Origin of the sequence: Sulfitobacter sp. CW3, from assembly GCF_019392245.1 — a bacterium.
GTDB lineage: Bacteria > Pseudomonadota > Alphaproteobacteria > Rhodobacterales > Rhodobacteraceae > Sulfitobacter.
Window position 1 is genome coordinate 59,833 of sequence record NZ_JAHXRL010000010.1, and the last position, 24,784, is coordinate 84,616.

Annotated in this window: 18 protein-coding genes and 1 pseudogene; 9 read left to right on the top strand and 10 right to left on the bottom strand. The window is 55.0% G+C overall.

The window, feature by feature from the left end; translation table 11 throughout:
- Window positions 1-6: 6 nt before the first annotated feature.
- The 8 genes and pseudogenes from KZZ06_RS17885 to KZZ06_RS17920 all read right to left on the bottom strand — a co-directional run bounded on the left by KZZ06_RS17885 (window position 7) and on the right by KZZ06_RS17920 (window position 7,589).
- Window positions 7-1,014, bottom strand: coding sequence for a type IV secretion system protein (locus KZZ06_RS17885; RefSeq protein ID WP_219581377.1), 1,008 nt, complete (start codon window positions 1,012-1,014; stop codon window positions 7-9).
- Window positions 1,015-1,016: 2 nt separating this feature from the next.
- Window positions 1,017-1,520 carry a hypothetical protein gene (locus KZZ06_RS17890; RefSeq protein ID WP_219581378.1) on the bottom strand — a complete coding sequence of 168 codons (504 nt, stop codon included), beginning with the start codon at window positions 1,518-1,520 and terminating at the stop codon, window positions 1,017-1,019.
- A complete protein-coding gene (locus KZZ06_RS17895; protein ID WP_219581379.1) occupies window positions 1,517-2,317 on the bottom strand; it encodes a type IV secretion system protein in 801 nt (266 codons plus the stop codon). The genes KZZ06_RS17890 and KZZ06_RS17895 overlap by 4 nt, the downstream gene beginning before the upstream one ends.
- The gene (locus KZZ06_RS22680; protein ID WP_306664495.1) at window positions 2,307-3,413 is read right to left on the bottom strand and encodes a lytic transglycosylase domain-containing protein; all 1,107 of its coding nucleotides are present in this window, start codon (window positions 3,411-3,413) and stop codon (window positions 2,307-2,309) included. Before KZZ06_RS22680 ends, KZZ06_RS17895 begins: the two co-directional genes overlap by 11 nt.
- A gap of 195 nt (window positions 3,414-3,608) precedes the next feature.
- Entirely contained in the window at window positions 3,609-6,263 is a 2,655-nt protein-coding gene (locus tag KZZ06_RS17905) for a VirB3 family type IV secretion system protein (RefSeq protein ID WP_257884451.1), read from the bottom strand.
- A 66-nt stretch (window positions 6,264-6,329) separates the two neighbouring features.
- Window positions 6,330-6,611: a TrbC/VirB2 family protein gene (locus KZZ06_RS17910; protein WP_219581381.1), complete on the bottom strand. Its 282-nt coding sequence runs from the start codon at window positions 6,609-6,611 to the stop codon at window positions 6,330-6,332.
- Window positions 6,611-7,009: pseudogene (locus KZZ06_RS17915) on the bottom strand (lytic transglycosylase domain-containing protein); the annotation flags it as partial. The gene KZZ06_RS17910 and the pseudogene KZZ06_RS17915, both read right to left, overlap by 1 nt.
- Window positions 7,010-7,262: 253 nt before the next feature.
- The gene (locus KZZ06_RS17920; protein WP_203243541.1) at window positions 7,263-7,589 is read right to left on the bottom strand and encodes a hypothetical protein; all 327 of its coding nucleotides are present in this window, start codon (window positions 7,587-7,589) and stop codon (window positions 7,263-7,265) included.
- A 682-nt stretch (window positions 7,590-8,271) separates the two neighbouring features.
- On the opposite strand from KZZ06_RS17920, the gene KZZ06_RS17925 reads away from it, so the two are divergent.
- On the top strand, window positions 8,272-9,024 hold the full coding sequence (locus KZZ06_RS17925) for a hypothetical protein (RefSeq protein WP_219581382.1): 753 nt from the start codon (window positions 8,272-8,274) through the stop codon (window positions 9,022-9,024).
- A 25-nt stretch (window positions 9,025-9,049) separates the two neighbouring features.
- Here the strand turns inward: KZZ06_RS17925 and KZZ06_RS17930 are convergent, their stop codons facing one another.
- Window positions 9,050-9,403 (bottom strand): hypothetical protein, encoded by a 354-nt coding sequence (locus tag KZZ06_RS17930; RefSeq protein ID WP_219581383.1) that lies wholly within the window; start codon window positions 9,401-9,403, stop codon window positions 9,050-9,052.
- Between the two features lie 233 nt (window positions 9,404-9,636).
- Window positions 9,637-10,662, bottom strand: coding sequence for a replication initiator protein A (locus tag KZZ06_RS17935; protein WP_257884452.1), 1,026 nt, complete (start codon window positions 10,660-10,662; stop codon window positions 9,637-9,639).
- 1,196 nt (window positions 10,663-11,858) lie between these two features.
- On the opposite strand from KZZ06_RS17935, the gene KZZ06_RS17940 reads away from it, so the two are divergent.
- The 8 genes from KZZ06_RS17940 to KZZ06_RS22760 all read left to right on the top strand — a co-directional run bounded on the left by KZZ06_RS17940 (window position 11,859) and on the right by KZZ06_RS22760 (window position 24,711).
- Entirely contained in the window at window positions 11,859-13,832 is a 1,974-nt protein-coding gene (locus KZZ06_RS17940) for a ParB/Srx family N-terminal domain-containing protein (RefSeq protein WP_219581385.1), read from the top strand.
- Window positions 13,833-13,996: 164 nt separating this feature from the next.
- A complete protein-coding gene (locus tag KZZ06_RS17945; RefSeq protein WP_219581386.1) occupies window positions 13,997-14,518 on the top strand; it encodes a DUF3085 domain-containing protein in 522 nt (173 codons plus the stop codon).
- Window positions 14,518-15,177 carry a hypothetical protein gene (locus KZZ06_RS17950; RefSeq protein ID WP_219581387.1) on the top strand — a complete coding sequence of 220 codons (660 nt, stop codon included), beginning with the start codon at window positions 14,518-14,520 and terminating at the stop codon, window positions 15,175-15,177. Before KZZ06_RS17945 ends, KZZ06_RS17950 begins: the two co-directional genes overlap by 1 nt.
- A gap of 107 nt (window positions 15,178-15,284) precedes the next feature.
- Window positions 15,285-19,562, top strand: a complete 4,278-nt coding sequence (locus KZZ06_RS17955) for a strawberry notch-like NTP hydrolase domain-containing protein (protein WP_219581388.1) — start codon at window positions 15,285-15,287, stop codon at window positions 19,560-19,562.
- Window positions 19,563-19,768: 206 nt separating this feature from the next.
- A complete protein-coding gene (locus KZZ06_RS17960; protein WP_219581389.1) occupies window positions 19,769-20,497 on the top strand; it encodes a DUF736 family protein in 729 nt (242 codons plus the stop codon).
- A 199-nt stretch (window positions 20,498-20,696) separates the two neighbouring features.
- On the top strand, window positions 20,697-21,905 hold the full coding sequence (locus tag KZZ06_RS17965) for an AAA family ATPase (protein WP_219581390.1): 1,209 nt from the start codon (window positions 20,697-20,699) through the stop codon (window positions 21,903-21,905).
- The gene (locus KZZ06_RS17970; protein ID WP_219581391.1) at window positions 21,895-24,435 is read left to right on the top strand and encodes a S8 family peptidase; all 2,541 of its coding nucleotides are present in this window, start codon (window positions 21,895-21,897) and stop codon (window positions 24,433-24,435) included. The genes KZZ06_RS17965 and KZZ06_RS17970 overlap by 11 nt, the downstream gene beginning before the upstream one ends.
- An 18-nt stretch (window positions 24,436-24,453) precedes the next feature.
- Window positions 24,454-24,711, top strand: a complete 258-nt coding sequence (locus KZZ06_RS22760; protein WP_219581392.1) for a WGR domain-containing protein — start codon at window positions 24,454-24,456, stop codon at window positions 24,709-24,711.
- Window positions 24,712-24,784 lie beyond the last annotated feature (73 nt).

Here is a 24,784-nt window from a genome sequence, read left to right on the forward strand (position 1 = left end):
TCGCATTCATTTCCGCTGCATTCTTTGAGCAAGGGAAATCACTGTGTTGGTGCTGGCAAACCCTGCCCGCCGCGGGGCCGTTGCATCCCGAGCCAAGGGTTTACCCATCGCACGCTCTGCCGCTCCTCTTGCATATCGCGACCCAGAATTTGTGGCCGAGGCCGCGCCAGCACCAAGTGCTTTACCTTGCGCGTAGGTTGAAAACGCGATTGCCCCAAGCCCGATGCCCGTCTGGGCCATCGATTGCGCAATCGATGGGACCATCAACATCAGCCCCGCTCCAAGCATCATCACGACTATGAAGCTCACCATATCGCCAATAGTTTCCACTGTGCTCATATCCGAGGGGGTAACTGCGACTGCTGTGGCGATGGTAAATCCAGCCATTGCTGCGGCTAGCATCGGCACGAGGGCAAACCCAAGTGCAAGTTTCACATAAGCCTCGAAAAAGGGCGCGCTCTGTTTGAACATCGTCGATACAATTGCTAGCGGAGCGATGATGATCAGCACACCTATCATTAACTTTGCCGCTGCGATTACAATGATGCTAATAGTCGCCATCAGTGCAGAGATGAGAAACATGACGACCCCTGCGATCGCGCCTGCAAGATAAGAGCCATTGGCGCTGATCGCGTTTCCGACATCAAGGCTTTCGCTGTAAAGATTGTCCAACCCGTCATAGAGGTTGGTCACACCGCCTCCAGTGACCGCTTCGAGAATGGTCGCCCCAAACCGTGACGGAGCCTCCGTTATCGCATCGTAAACGACGAAGAAGTTGCCAAAACTGTTAAGGAAGATTGCGACAACGCCTACGCGCAGCATTAAACTGATCCCGTTTGGCACAGTCATCGGGACGGCCTGAATTGCAAGGTTTGCACCTGTCAAGGCGACTACCAAAACCGCAGCAACCTGAAAGACTGGTACCACAGAACCCGCCACGGCATCAAAGGCGTCGGCACCTATGCTGGCGACAGTCGCATCAACCCCTGTCAGAACATCTTCAATAACTGCCATCTTTAGTTGGCTTCGCAGTTTGCAGCACGATGTGCCCTATGCGCGGCCGCAATCTGATTTCCCATGTCCTTTTGGTAGCTATTGAGGACTTCGTATTGCGCCTCATCCATGCTTTCTGCGGGTGCTCCAGTCATGTCGATTGCAAACTCGTCAAACGTCATAAGCTGCGTGAGGCACCCACACGTTCCATTTTCGATCTGTTGTTGTTTGAGGAACGTCACATAGGCTTTCCGCGCGAAACCCCATGCGAAAGGTTTTGATGCCAAGATTCCGCTTCGGTCTGGCTCACGATTGCAATTTGCTTCGCTTGCACCAGCAAAGAACAGCAGTTGGCGTCTTTGCATCTCTTTCATGACTGCCAGTAGTCGCAAGCTGTCGTCAGTGTTGACAGCATCCACTGCACTCTCTTGGAGTTGCTGAGACGACTGGCCTTCAATATCTTGCGCGGCAAGCGGCGAGGCAAACTGTATTCCAACGAGCAATGTAAAAATAGCGCGAGACATCATTCTGCCGCTCCTGAAAAATCAAAGAACGCGCGTTCCTTTGCTTGCTCAGCGGCCCAGTTGATCCCGTTTTGACCCGACGCCAGACCTTGCGCGGCGTTGAGCCGCCACATCTGCCCAAGCATGAAATTGGTCTCAGCAGCCATCCGCGTGTTAAGATCGATGGATTCCTTCATCGTCGATTGGTTGGCAATCTGACCCACCAACCCGTCAATTCTCTCGAGGCTTTGCGCGGCCTCCTCATAGGAGAGTTGCGCTGCTGCGATGGCAGTTGCATTTGCCGCAGCCGTCACAGCGATCAACCCATCCGCCGTATTGTCGGATGATGAAAGCCCCTGCAGCCGCTCTTGCGTAAACCCCGCACTTGCCAGTGTTTCACGCATCGCATCGGCTGCACGGCGCTCCCCCATTGTCACATCACCATCAAGTAAATTGTCGAGCAGACCATCAAAGTCGCCGATAGACAGTGCGTTTCTGAAACCGCTTAGATCGGTAATCTTGGCTGCCCGGCTGCGGATGTCCTCAACTGAATTGTAAAGGGACGCGATCTCGTTCAATCCCGTGATGGAACCCAGAATGTTCTCAAGATTGGTAAGTTGCTCGATTTGCAACTCAACCTGCCTTTTGAGCTCTTCAATCTGTGCAATCTGGTTTTCTGCGTCGCGCAATGCGGCCTGAAGTTGCTCCACATTCTTTGCAAGATTGGTCCCGTCTATGACCGGGACACCCTGCGCCTGCGCCGAGATTGGCAACAACATGATGCCCAAGGCCATGATTGCTGCATTGATGCTAGCCTTCATCAGAGAACTCCCAGAATGTTGTGTATTGAAGGTCTTGCGCGGCAGAGTTCATTCCGGCTGCCGCTTCGACTTTGACGTGGGCCGCCCGCATCCGCAGGGTCAGAGCCATCAGCCGCGCACGCTCCGCCATCATGTAGGTATTGTGATCAACAGCCTGTTTGGCCGAATTTGGCTTGGACTGACGCAGCAACTCGGAAACCCGACGCATTGCCTGATCCACCTGCCCGCTTTGATAGGCCCCATATCCGTTAGAGGCGTCGGCCCAATTCCCCCAGGCAGCGTTTGCACCGTCAATGCCGTTGAGGGAGCCTGTCATGTCCGCCCCTGTGATAATGCTCAGATATTCGTCATAGTAGCCCCGGATCCGGCGCACGTAATTTTGCGTTTCCTCAAACGGCGGTATGCCACCATATTTGTTCACATTGCCGGGCCCCGCGTTATAGGCCGCAAGGGCATGGTCTATCCGGCCATAGGTATTGAGCTGGGTGGTAATGTAGCGCGCACCTCCGTCCAGGTTTTGCCATGGGTCTCTTGGATCTACGCCGAGATCGGCGGCCGTACCCGGCATAAGCTGACAAAAGCCACGCGCACCGACATGGCTTACGGCAGCATTATTGAACCGGCTTTCCTGTTTGATCAAAGACTGAAACAGAATGCGCCAGGTGGTCGGCGTTAGTCCAACCCTACGCACACCCGCATGGTTCTCGTACCGCGCCGCAGTGGTGATAATCATCTGCTCGACAGATGCATTGTCGCCAAACAACCGCTGCTGGTCCGGATGATCTTCCTCTATTGGAAATGTCGCGGCAGCACCTGGCATACCGCCGCCACCTGTCTCGAAACCGGAGATGTCAGTTGTGCCTGTTGTCTGTTCCAGAAACCGTTCAAAAGCGTCGAGCTGATCTTGTTCCAGCGTGCTCTGCTCATCCCGAGTGGTCAGCTTCGTCCCTTGTTCAGTGAAGTCACGCGCGCGCTCTGAAAGCCGCGAGATGGCGTTTGAAAGGCGGGTGCCATCCACAATCGGCACCCCCTGCCCCCAAACAGGACTGGCCAGCACAATCAGCAGACCGAATTTTGTGAGACCAATCCCTTTCATCTCAAAAATCCACAAACCCACAGTCGTCAGCCGATGCGACAGCTGCAAACCCGCCGTACAACGACACCCTGGTTCCGTCTCTTGTAACAAACGTGTCATTGATATCCGTCCTGCCAAAACAATCCGAGCGCTTGCCCGTGCTGACCCCGGAGCAGCCCGCAACAACCGAGGCCAACAGAATTCCTGTGATCCACTTCATGCCATATGTCTCCAAAACTCGGTCTCCTTGCGCCAATTGTGAGGTGCGCGCTCTTCGCCGGTGCGCCCACCACCCAAAACTGTCAGCGCGCTTCCGAGGCCACCCAGATCCATGTCGACAAAGACGCTGTCACTTCCCGAGCGCACCAATGCGATCCGCATCGCACCGGCACCGCGTGATAGAAAATCTGCTTCGCGGTCGTTGAGCCGCAAGATTCTGTAATCCTCCGGGTTCGCACGCGCGTTTGGATACAGCACTTGTGTGGTCACGCTTTCCGCGATGATCTGTCCCACGGAGCTCTTTTCAAGGTGGCCCGGTGTTTGGGTCAGCATGATCACGACGCAGTTCTTCTTGCGCATCGTTACAAGCCAATCATGAAGGCGCTTCTCAAACATCTCGTCGTTCAGCATCTTCCACGCTTCGTCGATAACAATCATGGTCGGCTTGCGATCCTCGATCACCCGCTCAATCCGGCGGAAGAGATAGGCCAGAAGCGCCGAACGTTCTGTACTGAGGTCTAGAATTTCGGACATATCGAGACCCACAACCTCCTCACCGATTTCAATGGGCAGGTCTGCCTGTTTTGAAAAAAGCCAGCTGTAACGACCCCCCAACGTCCATTCACGCACCCGCGCAAGCAGATCTCCGTCGTCATCAGTGGAGGTGACAAGGCTCTCCAACCCCCCAAATGTGCGCAAGCCTTCTTGCGCAGAGGTGATCTGGCGCACGGCGTTATTGATCGCGACGGTCTGCGTCGTCGTCAGTGGCTTGTTGCGGGCCAGAATGTCCGTCAGCCAATCGGTTAGCCAAGCGGCGCCGCGCTCGTCCGTCTCCGTCTGAAAGGGATTGAAGCCTGTCGCTTCACCCACTTTGATCGAAGAATACGCCCCGCCCATCGCCCGCACCGCCATCTCAAGACCCTGATCTTTGTCAAAGACCAAAACCCGCGCCCCAACGCGGCGCGCCTGCGCCATCAGAAACGCCGTTCCAATGGTCTTGCCTGATCCTGTTCGACCGAGCACCAAGGTGTGACCCGCACTTGGCTCTTCCAGCCGCTTGCCCGCTTCATGAAAATTGAAACGGTACATGCCGGATGAAATTGTGGGAAAGACGGTAATGACCTCTCCCCAAGGGGATTGATCTTTGACACGGCCGGGCCGTGCTTTGTGAAACGCTGCCATCTCGGAAAAATTGTCTGACGATAATAGAGCCGTGCGCACCCGATGCGACCAATTGCCTGGGGCCTGTGCGAAGAACAGCGCGGATATCACACCTTTGAACGCCCAATAATTCGCCCGTTCGCGGATCATTGTCGCTCCGGTTTCCTGCGCCGCACGCCAGACTTCGGAAGCCGCGATCTCAAGCTCTTTCGGGCTGTCGGCTGTGACCATCACGGACAGGTGGTGAATGCCGTACACCTGCCGACCAGAAGCCACGTTGTCTGCCGAAAGCTCCAGGTCCTGCTGTTGCGAGCGGGCGGCATCGTCAGTCGCCTTCATCTGCCGTGCCACCAGCTTCATTTTCTCAACAACCGCGTTGTTGCGCTGCGGCGTGAAGCTGTTGGTGATCACAATATCAAAGGGCAGTTCCAACGCGTCAAGCATGGTCGGCCAAGTGTTGGGGCTATAAGCCTGAACCCCGAACAAGGCACCAAACCGCTTTTCCTGACCATTGTCGATTTCAACGAGCTTGCCCTTGAAGGTGAACTCGCTGTTGACCCCGGCAGTAGAGAGAAACTGACCAGGCACAGCATGTCGTGGCTGATAGCTTTGGCCCTGCACAGCGCCCAAGAGCCCCAACCATTCCCCATCTCCCACACGCAACCGCCTGAACCCGACGCCCTGATGCATTCCCTCGAGCAACCGCATGGCTTCATTGAGCTTGTCTTTGCGCTCGATAAGTTCGGCGCGAAACTGCGCGTTCTCTTTCTTGGGCGAGAAGTACTTCGACAGGCCCAGTTTATCAGAGATGCTCGGCCGCAGCAGCAAAGAGATCATGATCACGCGCCGTTTGAGATTGCGTGATGTGACATCTGACAGCCAACGTCGATCCACCTCGGTTGTAAACGCATCTTCGTCAACAGGATCAAGATCGACCTTTTCCGGGATGGTGATCTTGTTGACGTAAAACCCGAATTGTTCTCCGAACTGCCCAACCTGACGGGCAAAGGCCTCGGCCTGCGTATCCACTTCACCATCATCAGATGTGAAGCTGTCGAGGCCCTCCACCACAGCCGAAGCCATCAGATCCCCCTGCCGCGTCAGAATGATGTCATCTGTGAGTGCTGACATATATGGCAGATGCCGCGCCGCCGGCTCTTCCTTGCTGGCCGCTTTTCCAATCAACTGAGCGGTATTTGATCCCGCCATCGACAGCGTGGGGCCATAGCTGTCCCCGCCCCGAATGGCGCGGTTCGTCGTGGGCGGCGTCGCCGTGTAGACGGTCGCCAAAATCTCGAACAATGCCGGATTGCGGTCCGCAATCACCCACAAGACCGGATAGGCTGCAGGGATCAGAAGCAGGAACTTCCACTCATCCAACCCGACAAAGGGGATGACCGCCGTCATCATCAGCCCAATGAAATATCCAATGGGCAACCCGAAGAACTTGGGAGGTCTTGTCAGTCCAAGAAAGATGGGTGTTTCGCGCATGGGCAATCACTTTGTCAAATTGGTTACGCCCTGCTCCCCTACGTCGAAAGCAGGGCGCGGAGGTTCTTACGGGGCGGCGAAACCGTCAATGATTGTCGCGGCGGAAAACACCAAAACGATGCCAAGGAAAATTGCCAAGAAGAGCGGCCAGTTGAGACGCCCGGTGAACATCATATATCCAGCAGCGACCAGGCCCAGGATGCCGACAAGCCGACCAATTGGTCCGGTGAGTGCATCAACGACCGTTTGCAGCATGTTTTCCAACGGATCGAGGTTTTGTGCGAGCGCGGGCTGTGCAATCAAGACAAAGAGGGGGATCAGAGCCAATAGAGGCCTAAATCTTTTCATTATAAGTTCTCCTGAGGAATCGTTGCGCGATAAAGCGCAAACACTTTGACGACGTGTTCTTGCGTTTCGCGATAGGGCGGAATGCCGCCATATCGAGTGACGGCTTCAGGACCCGCGTTGTAGGCGGCAAGCGCCAGTTGAGCGGATCGAAATTTCAACATCTGGGCCAGAAGGTAGCGGGCCGACCCATGCAGGTTTTCTTCGGCATCATGCGGGTCAACCCGCAACACACGTGCAGTGCCGGGCATCAGTTGGCCCAGACCGATGGCCCCGGCAGGGGACACAGCTGATTGTCTGAAATTGGACTCAATACCAATGTTGGCCCGAAAGAGCGCGAGCCACTGCAGTCCAGACATGTCGACGGCCGCGATCCCTGGATGATCGAGATATTGTGCAGCAACCCTGCGCACCATCGCCTCAACTTTTGCACTACCCCGCCTTGGGGCGGTTAGGCGTGGCAATGTTATTGGGTCTGACTGGGCAGTGGGCTGTGAGGCGGGCCGATCAAGGTCCAGCACCCCTGACACGAATGGGCTGGATACTCTTGTGGTGTTTGAGAACTCACCTTTTTCAAGGTCTATAACATCGGCGTAGCCGATTGGAGCTGTTGAGAGGACGGCGATCACACAAAGCGCAATGATCCAAAGAGTGTTAGCCGTTGTCCTCCGCAATTTCCCAAACCTCTTTTTGGCCTGCGGCAAGAGGGATATTCACAACGGTAAAGCCAAGTTCAACAGCAAGAGATACCAGACCGGATACAGTAACGATGTATTTTGGACTTGCGTCCCCTGCGACGACAACCAGTGCCCGCAAAGGCGCACCATCATCACCCGCCGTACACACGAAAAGCCGCCAAAGCCCCCGCCATACACCTTTATCCTTCTGTGCACCCTCGATGCATTCGACTTCCAACGTTCCCCCAGCCAAAACGTCCTCGCGGACCCCGGCCATCTTGCGCACAGACGATCTGTCTCTCATTTTCGACTCCCCAGAGCAGCAGCCAAAGCCACTTGTCTGGGTCATCTAACACCACCGTTCCAACCATCGCTAGCACTTCGCGCATAACAATAGTTTACGTATTCATCGTTAGGATACATATTTAACCTAGTCAATGCCATTTCAGGTTGTATGCTGAAATCAGACCATCAGGAGGCTGATTTCTTGTCTCTCTGTGACCTCAAATCCTTACGACGTTGGGAAATATCATCCCCATGACCATTCGCCACGCTGTCGAAAATCCATGAGTGCGCCGCCGGGTTCATACACTCTATCCACGAAATTATCTGCCACAGGTGTGGCAGCTTCTTATTTGTTTTCGCGATTCGACATGGCATTTCGAAGCTCGGCATATGGCCTGTTGCTAAGTGTCTGTACCATCCCAGTCGCCGCGGTCGCCCAGACTGTTTTTTGTCTGCCCCCGGCGGTCCCCCTTCTCCCAAACGATCCGCAGATGCTGAGTGAGTTCAGGGCAGAGCTCTCGGCGGAATTCGCCCAGTATTTCACTGACGCTCAAGACTATCTCAACTGCCTGCAACATGCCCATGGCGTAACGCGCCTCGAGATTGAAGACGCAATTCGTGACTACACCACTCTCTTGGACACGCCCCCAAGGCAGTGATTGACCACCCCCAGCCCCACATCGCTCAAATCGGAGATCTGAATGACTGACTTTCTCAAAACCCGCTGCCTGCTCTTGGTGCTCGCCCTGTCCAGCCTTGTCGCAATAGCGCCGCGACCCGCCCAAGCCTACCAAGTTGATTGTGCGATCTTGTTGTGTTTGTCCGGCGGCTGGCCCGCCTCTGCACCCTGTGCACATGCGCGCGCCGTATTCATACGCAGGATCACGCCTTGGCCTATTGAGCCGCCTCTTCAAATCTGGCGATGCCCGATGCGCACGGTGCTGAACACGCCGCAGAAAGTGTCACCAAGCGCAGCCTTCTTGCGCTATGCTTTTGAAAATGTTCCGGCGCAATCGATCCCGAGCGACACCCTGCCGACGTTGATATCCCTTGGTGAAGGGTCCCAAGACAGGTCGGCACCAAATGATGTTGCAGACCAGACAGCCGCAATGCTGTTGCTGGCCCAGAGTATCTCTGACGACAACGGCACGGCCGATATCGATATCTCAGGTGCTGCATTTGATTTTGTAAGGAGCATCAAAGTATGGCGCGTGGATCATTATCAACACCGTGCGCAAGGCAGCGAGGGCGATTGCCAAGAGACCGACAGCACGTTCTTGGGCACCTACGGCCGACAAGGCGACTTCAATTGGGCAAGATCAAGCGCCCATCATGTGCCAGGGTGGATGGCCCTTTCGACAAGTTGTAACAGCGGCATGGGACTATATCGCGCTGTCGGCATTGAATGGCATGATTACGAGGGCCGACACGGCTATGAGTTGGTCCGGTACTAACCTCGCACCTATGATCCAGATGATGCTACGTTTGCGCCATAAAGCATGCGGCGGTCGGAAGCTTGCCGTCAACAAACCCACTTGTGTCCAGATGCAACACCGGTGACGCACCTGGCGCAATTTCAAACAGGTGGTCAATCACCGCATCTTCGCCCCTGAAGCTGATCGGAGCTGACACAATGTCCAATGTGTCGGGATCGACGAGAAGAAAAGTTTCGCCCGCCTTGTCAAACAGCGCGCGGTAAAGCGGACGCCCGGTCTTCTCATGCCCGATCAGACCATAGGAAACGGTGAAAGTTTCTTTCTGGTTGCGCCACGCATCCACGCCTTCCTTGGTGACCAAATTGAGGGGTACACTCGGTACAGGCACATCGTTCATAATACTTCACGGTCATATGCTTGGGCGTTAATCAAGGTGTTCATAGACTTTTGCAAAATTGCTGCAAGAACAATCGCAAGGAAATGTGAGGTGTCACTTTTCAACCACGGGTTTGTAACGGGTTGGGTTCGATGCCACTGGCGTTACGCGCGCGTCAGATCAATTGAGTTATCCGCAATCACAACCATGAAAGGCTCGGGACAAGCCAAAACCGCTACGACGGTCGGCCAGATTCAGGGGCGGCCTCTCTTCTCAAACCACTTGCGACAGAACCCCACAAACGCCCGGTCCGGGTTTTTTGGTGCGTCAAGACCACCATCGCTCATCCAGGCTTTCCATTCGCCTTCGAGATGGTAGATGTCCCACCCCGGTGCCGCGTCGCGCGCCTCTTCATAAGTCGCAGCTTCCAGTACGATGCGCGCCGCCGCCTCGACCACCTGAACTTCTTTGTACATCGTCCCCCGATTCACAAAGACGAGCAGATCCGTATCTCCTTTGAAAGAGATCGAATAGTCGGGAAGATGATCATGTTCGACCAAATGCCGCAAGGACCGCCTAAACTCTTTCAGCGAGGATTTTGACCCGGATTTCTTATGCAGCAGATCTAAGTTGATGGACCACGTCGGTTGGCGCCCACAGTGTTTGCGGGCAATCTCATAGACCCGGCGTTCAATCGGTTTGCGCAGCCTGAAGTAGTCCTTATGCAGCGTCAGCACTTCCTGCGCGCGGATCGCATTGAACACCCACTCGGAAAGTTTAAGCTCACACCACAGCAAGCGCCCATCATTGCCGTGCTTGCGTCTGATAGAGGCCGCATCGATCAGGCCGAATGTATCGTATTGTTCCTCATCGCCGGTTTGAATGTTTGTGCTGATCCGCGTGCCCGCCAAACGGTCCACCGCCTGCACAAGCGCTTGATAGTCTTTGCCAGACGTTCCCCGGTTGGCAAACACCAGCAGATCACGGGAGTTCAGGCGGACGCGCCTTGACACCTCTTCTCCATCCCGCAGCTTATGCATGATCTGGGAAATACAATAGATCAGGATGTCCTTGTCATAGATCGTCGCCAACCCCTTCACACTGGGTGTGATCTCTACCCAATGACCGTTATGCTCATAGCGTCGAACAGCTGTTTCAGGCTTCTTGGAGAGTGAATAAAACGGATGCTCCATCTGCGGCATCACATCCTTCAGCACTGCATCCGCCACATCGCAGATGAACAGATCATCTTGCGGGTGGCGCTCCGGAAGGAGCTGCAAATTTTGATTCGGGGTATTAGACACCATGTGGATAACTATTCGGGGTTTCACACACCTGTCAAGAGATTCGGGGTATTAGACACTTGGAGACCTGCATTCCGGCTAAATGTCGCTTTACACTATAAAATATGCAATCGGCTGGTTCGGGGTTTTACACACCGCGGCTGGGTATTCGGGGTTTCACACACCTTTGCCTGATTATTAAGGGCCGAGGCCATCTTTCGGGGTATCACACACGCTCCGCTGGTTCGGGGTTTTACACACCAAGTCGGGCTGATTCGGGGTTTCACCCACCGATGCTGGAACATTTGCCCTATAACGGTCTAAAATTGAGGCATCAGAAACCGAATCGAACAACCAAACGATGGGCAACCGCCCTCAACTCGTCTGCAGATCCACCTAGCCCGATTCGGGGTAACACACACTAAGGTTCGGGGTATCAGACACGTCCATTCGGGGTAACACACACCGCTTGTCCAATTTTATTGTTATGCGCCAATGACTTATCTGTATTTTCAGTGCCTTAACACACTATATAACACATATATAACACAGCAAACCGACGGGCTAATTTGCTCAAATAACCACTTAAAAGTTAGAAACGTTGAAAATGCTTAGAAAAAGGAAGCAGAGGGTCGCGTACCGGATTGGATCAAGTAAATAACTGTCATATTTCTGCCCTGAGGCCCAAAGTTCTCGCGACAGACTATTTCAAACATGAAAAGTAGTTTCTGTGTCCATCATTCCATTGGGCCAGATTGGCCAAACAAGTGAGCCTCGTGAAGCATTTCTTCGGTTGGCATCTAAGCACTACCTGATGAGCGTTTCATGGCCCCTGCCCCGCAAGTCGGGGCACCTTGCTCTAGGCCTGCGCCGTTAAATCGGCTCCACCCCAGAACACCGCACGATACATCTCCGCTGTTCCAATAGTTGTTTGACCATCTCAGCAAACAGAGCTGCCCAATCTCCTTTGGCTCATGCAGACCTGCATGTACGTCGATCTGCCTCAGGGGTTACGATCAAATGGGGCGCTGCGCGGTCCCTGCGGGACCTTGCTGGGGAATGAAGATGGGCTTGGTGCTCAAAGGTCTGGAAGACGGGGGCTGAAACCGGCGGACGGAAGGAAAGTAAAAGCAGGCTTCTTTGGGGGGTGATCCTGACATTTCGGGATCGAACCAACCAATAAAGGAAGCATCATGACAACCCAAATGACATCCCAACAGATTGAAATCGGAAAACTGGAACAGCATCCCGCCAACGTGCGTGCTCAATCCGTCGAGGCTTATGAACCCGAGAATATTGTACATCTCAAGGCCAGCATTGTGACGCTCGGCCTCATCCAGCCCCTGGTTGTGCAGAAGATCGGGTCGAAATACGGTGTTTTGGGCGGCGGTCGTCGTCGCGCCGCTCTACAAGAACTGGCTGCTGATACATCTGAGAAGGCCTTTACAAGCAAAACGAAGGTCGAATGTCGGGTCGTGCCCGCCGATTGCGATCTGACAACTGCCATCTCTCTGGCTGAGAACATCACCCAGGCCCCAATGTCGCCGATTGACCAGTTTGAAGCCTTTGCCCGGATGATGAAGACCGACAATCAGTCGATCGCCAGTATCGCGATGACCTTCGGTACGACCGAGATTGCCGTCAAAGAACGCCTCCGGTACGGGCTTGTTCATTCCAGCATCCGCGAAGCAGTCCGGGCCAAGACACTCACTCTGGATGCCATGAAGGCATTTGCCGATCATCCCTCCCCGGAAGTCCAGTTCGAAGTCTTTGAGGCGTTGACCCAGGACGGGGCGCGGCCGCATGCACATCAGATCAAGTCCACATTGCGCGCCCGTGGGATTCAAGTGGGTGACGCGTTGGGTGCGTTCATCCGAGACGACTATGAAGCCAAAGGAGGAGGAGTTGCCGCGGACTTGCTGGACGAGCATTCGGTCCTTGAAGATATGGATCTGGCCAAAAAGGTTTTGGTCGAAAAACTTCAGGCGGCCGCCGAAGCCGAGCGCGACCGTCTTGGGTTCGCCTGGGCAGATGCAGCGGGTGAGCATGATTACCAGATGTTCAGCAGCTATGGCCGCGTCTATCCAGCAACAATCGTGCCGGACGCAGCAGGTCAAGCGCGACTTGAGGAGATCGCAACGCTGGTTTCTGCTCTGGAAGATCGCCAGTCTGCCGAAGAGATCAGCCAAGACGAGGCGGACGAGATCTATGATGAAATCGATACGCTAACCGAAGAGGCGGATGAGCTGCAAACCGGGTATCTGCCGGATGACCTCAAGAACGCCGGAGTGTTTGCGACCTGGAACCACAGCAATGTCCATCTGACGGTTGGTCTGATCCGCCCAGAAGATCAAGCCTGCGCAAATGCGACTTCTGGAGGTGACGGAAACATAGCGCCAAAGGATGTGACCAAGAGCGACGCCATTACCTATTCTGCAGCACTTTCCTCTGACCTGAAGATGGAACGGGCGATGGCTCTGGGAGCCGCCTTGGCATCCCACCCTGAAATTGCCACGGATTTTGCTCTGTTCAAGATTATCAACGATGTGCTCTGCGCTGGTGCCCGTACCTATGCTGTCGATCTGACGGTAACTGCTCAGCATCGCACCCACGCCAAGCTTGATGAGATTGACCGAACCGCGCAGGAGCAAATGGACGTGATCCGCGAAACGCTGGATCTAAGCTGGGCCGATGAAACCCGCTCACCTGCCGAGCAATTTGCCAAGTTCCGTGCGCTTGATGGCTCCAAGAAGGCCGCCCTTGTTGCGTTCGCTGTCGGGCTGACGGTCAAACCCTGTTTTGCGCGCAACCGGACCGCAGACGTCCTGATATACGACCTTGAAGCAGAAATCATGCCCGATGTCCGCGCGCATTGGGCCCCGAATGCAGCGCTCTTCGGTCGTTTTAAAAAGGCACAGCTTTTGCATATGCTGAATGCAGACCTCGGCCTGACCCAAGAAGCACTCAATCTTGCCGGTTCCAGCAAGAACGACGTGGTCACCTTTTGCGATCAGCTCTTTGCAGAGCCTTTTGCAACCCTGACCGACGCACAGCGCACGGCCGTGGCCACATGGTGCCCGCCTGATATGCAAACCGTCACGCCGGCTGCAACAGTTGAGACCAGCGATGTCCCAGATCACGTCGAAGATCACGCCAAAGCCGCCTGATCACTGGCAAGACCCAAAGGAGCGTTGTTTCTTTGGGTCTTGCCCCAGCACATCAAAAACAAATCCCCAAATACAGATCTTCGGAGATACAAATGGCCCTGCTCGAATTCGCGACCCCTGAGGTCGCCAAGATTATCAAACACGCACAAAGCTGTACCAGATTTATGCGCAAATGGGACGGTGAGGTAACGCAACCCGGCCTGATCCTTTCCGTCGCTCAGGGCGTTTTCCTGATGTCCAATGGACTGGATGCGACCTCGATCAAGGAAGTCGGCGCGCCGGACACCAATGGAATGCAGGTTTATGCGCACGGCAAGAACCCGCAAGTTGATCCCAGCTGGGTTGCTGAGGTGACTGCAATTTTTCGCGGCTATACCGGCATCTATCACCTCGACATTATCCAGGCGGCGCAACAGATCATCACGCGCGGGGATCCGACCTTGATGCTGTGCGTGTCCAACCACGTGATCGATGTGTTTGATCCCAGAAAGCAAACGCCGTTGATCGGTCAGATCTACAAGACGCCATCCGGTCTCGGAGGTGTGTTCCACGTCAAAATTCTGGATCTCACAGCGACCCATGCATGGGTTCGAAATCACGGAAACAGTGAAGATTTTGACAATGCTTTGCCCTACCGCGTCCCGCTCGACAAGATCTATCCAATTGAGATGAAAGGAGCTGCGTGATGGGGTGGCTTTTTTATACCGACCAGCGCATCCGGGGTCATGCCCAAGAAAAGGCGGAACTTACACGGATTTGCACTTTTGAGAACGATACATTGTCCCAGATGCCCCTTAGACTGAGCAAAGTAGGGTCTGTCTGGTATGTCGCTGTCAGATCTTTACCAAGACCGGGAACGTCGTTCACGCAAACCCAATATGTTGCAGGCCCGGACGGGGCATATACTTTCGCGGCTGTGTTTCTGACCGGCTATGATCAGGGGTGCTTTGGCTACAAGGATATGGATGAGACTATGGGCCCTGTTCAGGCACGCGCACCTCTTGGGCTTATCGCGTGTCTGTCAGACATCTCTGACCCGAAGTCCTATGCGCACGGTTGGCGGCAAAAATGCAAAGACTGGGCCGCGATCCCAAACTACCAAGAGGGTGATGAAATACATCTCGCGGCACCTGTCACGATCACCGATGGATCAACCGTTCAGGACGTCCGGCGCACGCATTACAAACGCCGCGGACGGCGGATGACCTGTTTTGCAGACATCAAGTCGGGGACCTTGGTGCGGCTTTCCAAAGAAAGCCTGGCAGGGTCGGTGTTGATCAAAGGGGCTGTGTCAACAGGCTCAGATGTGTTGGCCGAGTTTTATGCCCGTCAACGAGAGAGGTGATCTCGGCGCATCAGATTACAGAATTTTTTCCAAGCCGCCGGACCTCTCCAAAAGAGGAAAGGCGGCTTTGTTTTTGGTGAATTTCAAACCCCGAAAGGAAAAATTCCATGTCAGACCCCAACGCATCCGCAACATCTGAAGCCCTGAGCGTTCTCTCCTTGCGCCACTTGCTTCAAGCCACGGCACTTTTGGTGACGCGGGGAAGTCTACGCAGCGCTGACCTTGCCAAAACAATGCGCGTCCACTTCGGCGGCAGTGACGCTGCCGGGCACTGGGACTGGCGCATGGCCTATGACGTGATGCAAGCAGCGGCGAATTTGGCGCTTAAGGACGCCACGTCCCCAACGCCGCCGCGCGCATTGGCGCAGCTGGCACAGGGCCTGCTCACCGAAACGCGGCGCTCTGAGGATCAGATCCGTTTGCAGCAATTCTCAACCCCCCTGCCCTATGCCGCTCTTGTCGCACATGCGGCCTGTGTCAGAAAAAGTGACCTCGTTCTCGAGCCGTCAGCTGGCACAGGTAGTTTGGCGGCCATGGCCGTCCGTCACGGGGCGGACATTCTGCTCAACGAGATAGATCCATTTCGGGCAGTACTGCTGGAAGCAATCTTTGATTTGACGCCGAGCATCCATGACGGCGAGCATATTGATGATCTGTTGCTCGATCCCCGCAAGCCAAGCGTCGTCCTGATGAACCCGCCGTTTTCTTCCTCCATTGATCGCAGCAATGATCCGCATACCGCCGCCAAACACCTTGTCGCCGCATCAAAACGGCTGGCCCCCGGGGGCAGGCTGGTGGCGATCATGCCGACGCGGTTCTCAGCAAAAAGCGTGCCAGCCTACTGGACGCGGCTCACGGGGATCGTCACGCCAAGGCTCGCTTTGGACATTCCAGGGTCGGTGTACCGAAAGATGGGCACAACGGTCGATACGCAAGTCCTGATTTGCGACAAGGTGGCGTTAGATGATCACGTCTTTGAGCAGCGCTCAGCCGACACCCTCGAAGAAGCCTTTGCCCTGCTCGATGAGACCCTACCTGAGCGCAGCGATGTTCAGCCGGGACCTTTCGCCAGAACACGATCACCAATTCTGACCGTCAACAGGGAGGCTTTGCGGCGCATCGGCACTTCGAGCAAGGCGTCGGGTCTGTCGACTGGGGTCGTGATCGGGCCAAAACACGCGCTTGCGCCAGTCGCCTATGATGTTTTGGCCGCACCACGAGAAAACCCGCCAGTCTCCGATATCTATGCACGTTATGCCCCGCAAAGGATCGACATTGCGCAGGCCCGCTCTCACCCGACGCCACTGGTGGAAAGTCTGGCAATGGCCTCTGTTGCACCGCCCGCACCCGCCGCGCGACAAATCGCAGAGCTCCAACTGCCAAAGCGCATCACGTGCGAGGGGGTGTTGTCGGACACCCAACTGGAAACAATCATCATGGCCAATGACGCGCATGAGCGTAATCTGCCCGGCAAGTTTACCATCAACGACAACAACACCCAGTTGGTGCGCAAGGACGATGATCCAGAAGCGAAGGCCTACCGCTTGGGGTATTTCCTTGGTGACGGAACGGGGTGCGGCAAAGGCCGCCAGGTCGCAGGTCTCATCCTCGCAGGATGGCTGCAGGGCCGCCGCCGTTCGGTTTGGGTTTCTAAATCTGCTACGTTGATCGAAGATGCAGTTCGAGATTGGCATGATCTGGGCGGCTCACCCGCGGATATTCAATCCCTGTCCAAGTGGAAACCTGAGCAGGACATTTCTATGGCGGCAGGAATTCTCTTTGTCACTTACGCAACCTTGCGCTCTGCGGGCAAAGGCGGGAATACGCGGCTTGATCAAATCCTTAAATGGCTCGGACCTGATTTTGACGGTGTCATCAGCTTTGATGAAGCACATGCCATGCAAAATGCGGCCGGTTCCGAGGAAGGGCGCGGTACAAAGCCCTCTCAACAAGGCCTTGCGGGATTGCGATTGCAGTTGGCCCTGCCCCGCGCGCGCATATTCTACGTTTCGGCAACGGGTGCTACAAATGTTCACAATCTTGCCTATGCGTCACGTTTGGGTCTCTGGGGACAAGGCGCTGATTATCCGTTTCCAAGCCGCGAGAGCTTTGTCTCAGCCATGGAAGCTGGCGGGGTTGCTGCTATGGAAGTTGTCGCGCGTGATCTCAAAGCTCTGGGGCTATATACCGCCCGTGCCTTGAGTTTTGATGGTGTTGAGTATGATGTTCTTGAACATGCTTTGAGCGCAGCGCAAATCGAAGTTTATGACGCCTATGCGCGTGCCTTCAAAACCATCCATCAGAACTTGGATGCCGCTCTTGAGGCCACAGGTGTGGTTGATGCGACTGGCAAAACCCAGGCCTCCAGCGCTAAGGCCGCCGCGCGGTCACGTTTCGAGAGCACCAAACAACGGTTTTTCAACCACCTTTTGATGGGGATGAAAGCACCCTCCATCATTGCGGCCGTCCAACAAGATGTGGAGGACGGTTGGGCGGCTGTTGTTCAGATCGTTTCTACCGGAGAAAGCCTGCTCAAGCGGCGCCTTGACGGTATGGATCCCGAAGATGAGCTGGTCGAAGGCGCGCTTACGCCGCGTGATTACGTATTGGGATATCTCGAGCAAGCCTTCCCTATCCATACACAAAAGCTTGTTGAGATCGATGGAAATGTGATTGCCGAACCCCTCAGAGATGCCAACGGTGATCTCGTTGTGTCGCGCGAGGCGCTTGGGCTGCGCGAGGAGGCGATGGTGGAGCTCATGTCACTGGCACCTATCCCAGCCGCCCTTGATCAAATCCTTTGGGCCTTTGGGGCAGATAGCGTTGCAGAGGTTACCGGCCGTTCTCTACGACCCCTTAAAGGCACGGATGGGACGCTCTACATCGAGAAACGCAGCGCAAGCTCCAATTCTTCTGAAACCGGTGCGTTCATGGGAGCCGAGAAGAACATTTTGATATTCTCGGATGCGGGCGGTACTGGGCGGTCATACCACGCAGCGGAAAACGCTAAGAACCAGAAACGGCGCAGGCACTACCTGCTTGAACCGGGCTGGCGCGCTGATGCGGCCATTCAGGGCCTGGGACGGACTCATCGCTCTGCACAGGTGAGTGCGCCTTTCTTTCGTGTTTGCACCTCCGATGTGCACGGCGAGAAGCGCTTCACTGCAACCATTGCCCGCCGCCTGGATAATCTGGGCGCATTGACCAAAGGTCAGCGGGAAACCGGTGGTCAGGGGATGTTTCGCGAAGAAGACAACCTCGAAAGCCCGATCGCTCGGCACGCGCTGCGTGGCCTTTATGCCGATCTGGCCCATGATAGAGCATCGTCGATGCGCTATGAAACCTTTACGGAGTGGACGGCACTCAATTTGGTGGATGGTGAGGGGGTTTTGCTTGATGATCTTCCGCCGATTCAACGGTTTCTCAACCGGGTTCTCGCGCTGCCCATCCATATGCAGAACGCATTGTTTGAAGAGTTCATGGAGCGCATTGCAACGCAGACCGCACGTGCACGCGAAGCCGGAACGCTCGATCTGGGAGTTGAAACGCTGCGTGGTGACCAGATTGTCCAGACGTCAGGTGAGGATCTCTGGACCTGCCCCCAATCCCACGCTGTCACCCGGATTATCGGTCTTGAGGTCACCAATCCGGTTCATGTGCGCAGATCAGGCGAGGCACTCGAGCGGGCCGGGCGTCGCGTAACGATGATCAACCACGCGTCGGGCCGTGTTGCCCTGATCGATGGGGCACCAATGCAAATCTATGACGAGGACATTGTCACGCTGATGCGCAAGACAGTACGACCAACGGGATCGAAGTTGATTTTGGAAGAGGCGTTTGAGAAATCTGCTTGGGAAGAAGTCGACGTTGGCGAGTTTGCACGTCTTTGGGATGATGAGGCCAACGCGCTGCCCCACGAAGAGACAACCAAACTCTTTTTGCTCACCGGCCTGTTGTTGCCGATCTGGAAAGATATTCCAACCCGCAATGAGCGTATTTACCGGGTGTCTCCGAGCGGAGGTGGCGCGATGATTGGCCGGACGTTGAGTGAGGATGGGGCCGCGGCCCTTCGTGCACGTTTCATGAAAGGAACGCCGCAGACCCCGAATGAGATGCTGACAGTTGCACTTGGGTCGACCACTCCTGTTGATCTGGGTCACGGGCTTTATCTGCGGCGTCGCCGCGTTGCGGGCGAGACACGTCTTGAAATCGAGGGTGCCGATGGACCAACCACCGCCACCCTCAAGTCGATGGGTTGTTTTACTGAAATCATTGCTTTCCAGTTGCGGTTATTTGTGCCGCACGGTGAGGGGGCAGATACCACGGCGATCCTGGCCCGCATAACGGGCCAGAGCAGTGACAATCTAAGAGCAGATGCAGCATAAGGCATGCCCTGGGCTGAGAACCTGTCCGAATAAGTGCCGTGTGGGGGTGGGCCAGCGTGTCATCGCCCACATACGGGGATGCATCTGACGGTGCGCAAGAAAGTTAAAGCAAGCTTTTTTAGTTTTGGGTTCCATGAGGGACCTGAAAGAGAAACCGTGCGGCAGATCGAAGGTCGGCTGGCGCACATCAATGAAGGATACTTCCCATGTTCGCAGGAACTCTCACCCAAACCACAGCCCGTGACACTGTCTCGTTTAACGGCAAATTGCATGCGCGGGACTTCGATATCGCCATTGCGCTCAACCCGGTTGCGAAGACATCTCCCAAATCTCCTGATTTCGAAGTGACAGCGATCAATCGCACTCGTCGCACAATTCGGATTGGATCGGCGTGGGACCAGATCAGTGACAAAACCGGTAACCGCTACATCTCGTTGCAAGTTGACGTCGGAAATGGTCCGTTTCGGGTGAATGCAGTGCAGACCGAAGAGGCACGCAAAGCCAAGAGCAACGACTTTGACATCATTCCATTTGTTGCAAACAGTGTGATGAAGTCTGGCTCGATCAGCGGTGAGTTGACTGCGATGGATGCAGATAACGCATTTGCGGGCTATGTGGCCAATATGATGTTCGATCTGAACTTCATGTTGATCGAGAACGAGTACAAGACAGCTGAAAAGCACCCAGATTATCGCATTGAAATCAGCTCTCCAAACGGAACAGCGATCCGCGTCGGGTCGGCCTGGCTTGCCACAAGCGAGAAGACCGGCAACGATTACATCTCGCTTCTGATCAACACGCCTGATGGGGATTTGCGGGTCAATGCGGTCCAGAACGAAGAACAGCGTGGCGGGGATACATTCTCAATCATTCCTTTTGTTGAAGCGGGTGAAACTGTTGGCTCGGCAACTGGTGGGTTGGCCTTGGTCGCGTGAGTACAGTTAAAAATTTAGGACGGGGCGCTTGAGGGTTCTCGAGCGCCCCTTTTTATGTCAAAAGAGTGCCCTTTGACGACTAAATACGATGAAATCTGGATTATTGCGGATTTTTCAGGAATATGCTTGCTAAATCAGGAATATTTGTTGATATTCAGGATAACGGCAGAAACTGCCGGATTATTCCAAGGAATCTACGATGGAACACTTCTCGGTCATTCAAAGCATTATCAGATCTGGATTGGCCGGTGATCAAGACGGATTAGACAAACAGGTGCAGCGGTTGTTGACGCGGCTTGAGAAAGCCGGACAAACCAAAGAGGCCACAACGGTGCGCAGACTGTTACAGTCTGCGACGGACACGAAAGAGTTAACCCCTAGTCGTGTTGAGGTTTCTCGGGCGATGATCACAGGCGAAGTGCTGACGCTGGATACGAACCCTCCCATCGACCGTGAAACAGGTGCGCAGCTCTGCACAATTGAGTTCCCCGGAGCACAGCGGACGGCCCCAATTTACGAGGTGGATGTCAGGGAAACAATCCAGGGACTGCTGGACGAGTGGACCCATCCGGAAGCACTTCGCTGCGTCGAGGTGGATCCCACACGTTCTTTACTTATCTTTGGCCCCCCAGGATCAGGTAAAACGATGACGGCATACCACATCGCGCAAAATCTGAACCTGCCTCTCGTGATGGCTCGCATTGACGGTTTGATTTCATCGTTTTTGGGTACGACGGCACGCAATATTGCCAATTTGTTCGAATTTGCCAACCGATACGCGTGTGTGCTGTTGCTAGACGAGTTTGATGCATTGGCGAAGCAGCGTGACGACCCGCAAGAAATTGGCGAGATCAAGCGTGTTGTAAACACGCTTTTGCAAAACCTCGACCTGCGGCGTGATCATGGAGTGACAATCGCGATCACCAATCATGATCGATTGCTCGATCCTGCAGTCTGGCGGCGTTTTGAGACACATGTCCATATCGGGGAACCGAACATGGAAGCCAGTATCCGACTGGTGAAACGGTTTTTACTGCCGATCAAACCCGATGAAGCGACCGTGAGCATTATCGCCTACTGTCTTCAGGGCAGGTCTGGGGCGGATCTTCAACGCATTTGCACATCAATCAAACGTACCTTGGCGTTAAGCGGTAAGGAACATAGCGGGCCGGGTATTTTTCAGGCCCTGAGTGCTGTTCTTGCGCGCCTCCCTTCTCATGACCATGCCCCCGCAAAACTACTGGCAACCGATCCGGACGCGTTTGTGAGCTTGATTACGAACGACAATCACTTCGCCATTAGTCAGCTGGAGATTGCGGCGGCCACTGGGATAAGCAAATCCAAGATCAGTGAGCTTAAGAAGTCCAATCGTCATGTTGCTGTGATGGAGGCGTCTCATGCCAAATAATCCCGTTCAGATCATCCTCAACGATGCCGATTTTTTGCGCGCCCCGGATCCAGGTCAGGGCGGTGGTAATAAAGACTTCTTTGAAAAAGCAGACGTTGAGTTTGATCGCCATAAAAAGCAACTGCTGCAGTCGATTGAGGGCATCATTGCAGCCATTCAGGCCAGCCCCTACGGGCCAGCCGCATATCTGAAAGTCCAGATGCGGGAAGCTGCGTTGGCAAAATCGTACCGCCCAGTGTCCTGGCTCTTCCAGAAAGACCAGTTTCCCTGTGTCGGTGCAGACGCCGTGGGAACGCTCTACTTCAGGGCACCCCTTGTTTATCTTGCCGGTCTTAGGCGGCGGATCGAAGAGGCGGAATACACCGTCACTATCAACGTGTCCAAGAACACCGGCCAGCCCTACACTGCAACATCGATTGCGCGGTCCGAAGCGGGTGCGATCGACAGCATTGAAATCGCTCCGGTTTCAGGGAAGCGACATTTTTCCACATCGGCAGCCATGCAGATGTTCGAAGACCCTCGCACAGTATCTGGGTACCATGTGGAGCTTTTCGAAACGCCCGCCCGCAATGTCATTGCCGATGATCCGCTTGGGTATGGCGCATTGCTGACAAGCCTTCAGAAGATCCTGCTCAGCTTTGGATCCGGGGCCCGCACACTTTTGGCCTCCAAGGTCGGGCGCACACCCGTCCTTGAATTTCAGCTGACGCGCGGGGATGAACCTGCATTGGTCGACAACCGTCTGGGGCTGTCGGGTCGTGACGTCTCCTCTATTGCGCGTGGCGGGCCGGTGGATATGTCACCGGAACGTCATGATAACGCGCTGGCAACGTTGGCCCATCATCCATTGGTACGTGCTATCCGGCCTCCGCTCCAACTCCAGCTTGGCGCTCAGGACGCACATTTGCCGCAAGACACTGCGACAGCATCCGGAAGTCAGGTCACGATCCCGATGCCCGTCGAAGGCGCGCCTTACCCGATTGTGGGTATCGTAGATTCGGGTGTATCCAACGTTCTTGCAGCGTGGCGCAAGGGCCGGTTTGATTTCTTGAGCGAGGATGAGTTCGACGAGAAACACGGCACAAGTGTCGCGGGGATTCTCACTCTTGGTCAGACCCTAAATGATCCAAAAGTCGCCTCTGAAGCGAGCGGATGCGTGATCTACGATGTGCCCCTGTTTCCTAAGGGTCCTTTTATGGACAAATACCTGAACGGCTTTTCTGATTTTCTCGAAGAACTGGAGCAGGCTGTTGCCGAGGCAAGTCAGGACCACGGCGTTAAGATATTCAATCTCTCCATCAACGTCACCTCTGACGTGGATCGGCACAGATATGGCCTTTATGCAGCGCGGCTTGACCAGATTGCTGACACATATGGGGTGATCTTCGTGAACTCCGCGGGGAACCTGCCGGTGGGCCAATCGCGTGCGCCTTGGCAAAAAAAGCCCAGCGATGTTGTCGCCTATTTTGCATCACGCACGCAGGCCGATACGATTTTCCAGCCTGCGGAAAGCGTGCGTTCAATTTCGGTGGGCGCATTGAATCCGCCAAACACATCGCAAGTGCCGGGTGCACCGGCCATCTATTCAACACGCGGACCAGGTCTGCAGGTCGGCGTAAAACCGGATGTTGCAACATATGGAGGTGCTGGTGGTGTTGGTCCTGGAAATGCGACCGGACTGACAACGATAACGCACACGGGCGTGTCACAAGATGTGGCAGGCACAAGCTATGCAGCACCGCTGATTTCAAGAACCCTTGCAGGACTGGACCGCGAAACCCAAGGAGGGCTGGGGACCGAAGCATTACGGGCGATGCTCTTGCACCATACGGACACACCCGAACCCCTGACCAAGCGTGGCATGAAGGACATCAGCCGCCAGTTTGCAGGTTACGGACAGCCGTCAAGTGTTGCGAGTATGCTGGAGACCGATGATCACGAAGTGACCATGGTCTTCCAAAGCAGGCTTACTGTGGGTGCGCGCAAGCCCGCAATATTGCGTTTTCCGTTTTCGTGGCCACAAAGCCTTGTAGGCGCAGGCAGTGTCTGCTCGGGTCTGGTTAAGATGACCCTTGTGTATTCGCCGCCACTGGACCCCGCCTTTGGAGCAGAATTTGTACGTGTTAATCTCGAGGCCACGCTTCGCCAACGACAGATCAAGAAAAACCAGAATGGCCAGTATGGCTACACGAGTCAGATTGATGCGCGTTACCTGCCCAAATCTTCAGGTCTTGGTGTTCCGGAGAAAGCGCTGATCGCACATGGTCTCAAATGGTGGCCTTCAAAGCAATACGGAAGCAACCTCATCGAGCGTGGTGATACCTCTGACTGGCGTCTGGAGGTCAGCAGCTTGGTGCGGGCTGAGGCGGAATTCCCAGTTGAGGGGGTCCCTTTTGCAGTTCTAGTGACGATTAGGGACCCCGATGGCACAAAACCCATTTTTGCGGAAATGCGGCAGTCGCTGCAGGCCAGCAGGGCAAATGCGCAAGACATCAAAGCTGCGGTACGGCTGCGTCCACGTGGGCGGTAGCAAGGGAGGATATTTGCTATGGAGACGGTCAGCGTATCTGGTGCACGCAAAGGTATTACATTGTACAATGAAGATACGTCCCTAAACAGGGACCGCTTTTACCGCGTTTGCCTTTCGCACGGACTTCTGGGTGGTGACGTTGTTGAGCGCCAATGGGGGCGGCGAGGAACTTGGGGCCGATGCCGGCTGGATTGTTATGAGGATCGCACCTCCGCCTTGCGTGCAATTCATGCGCTGATTGATGCCAAGTTGCGTCGTGGCTATCATCTTCGTTGAAATATGAGAGCTTGCGCCGGTGTCAGTCCGTAAGACATCGAATTGAGACCTTGCAGGCAGCTGTATCATCCTG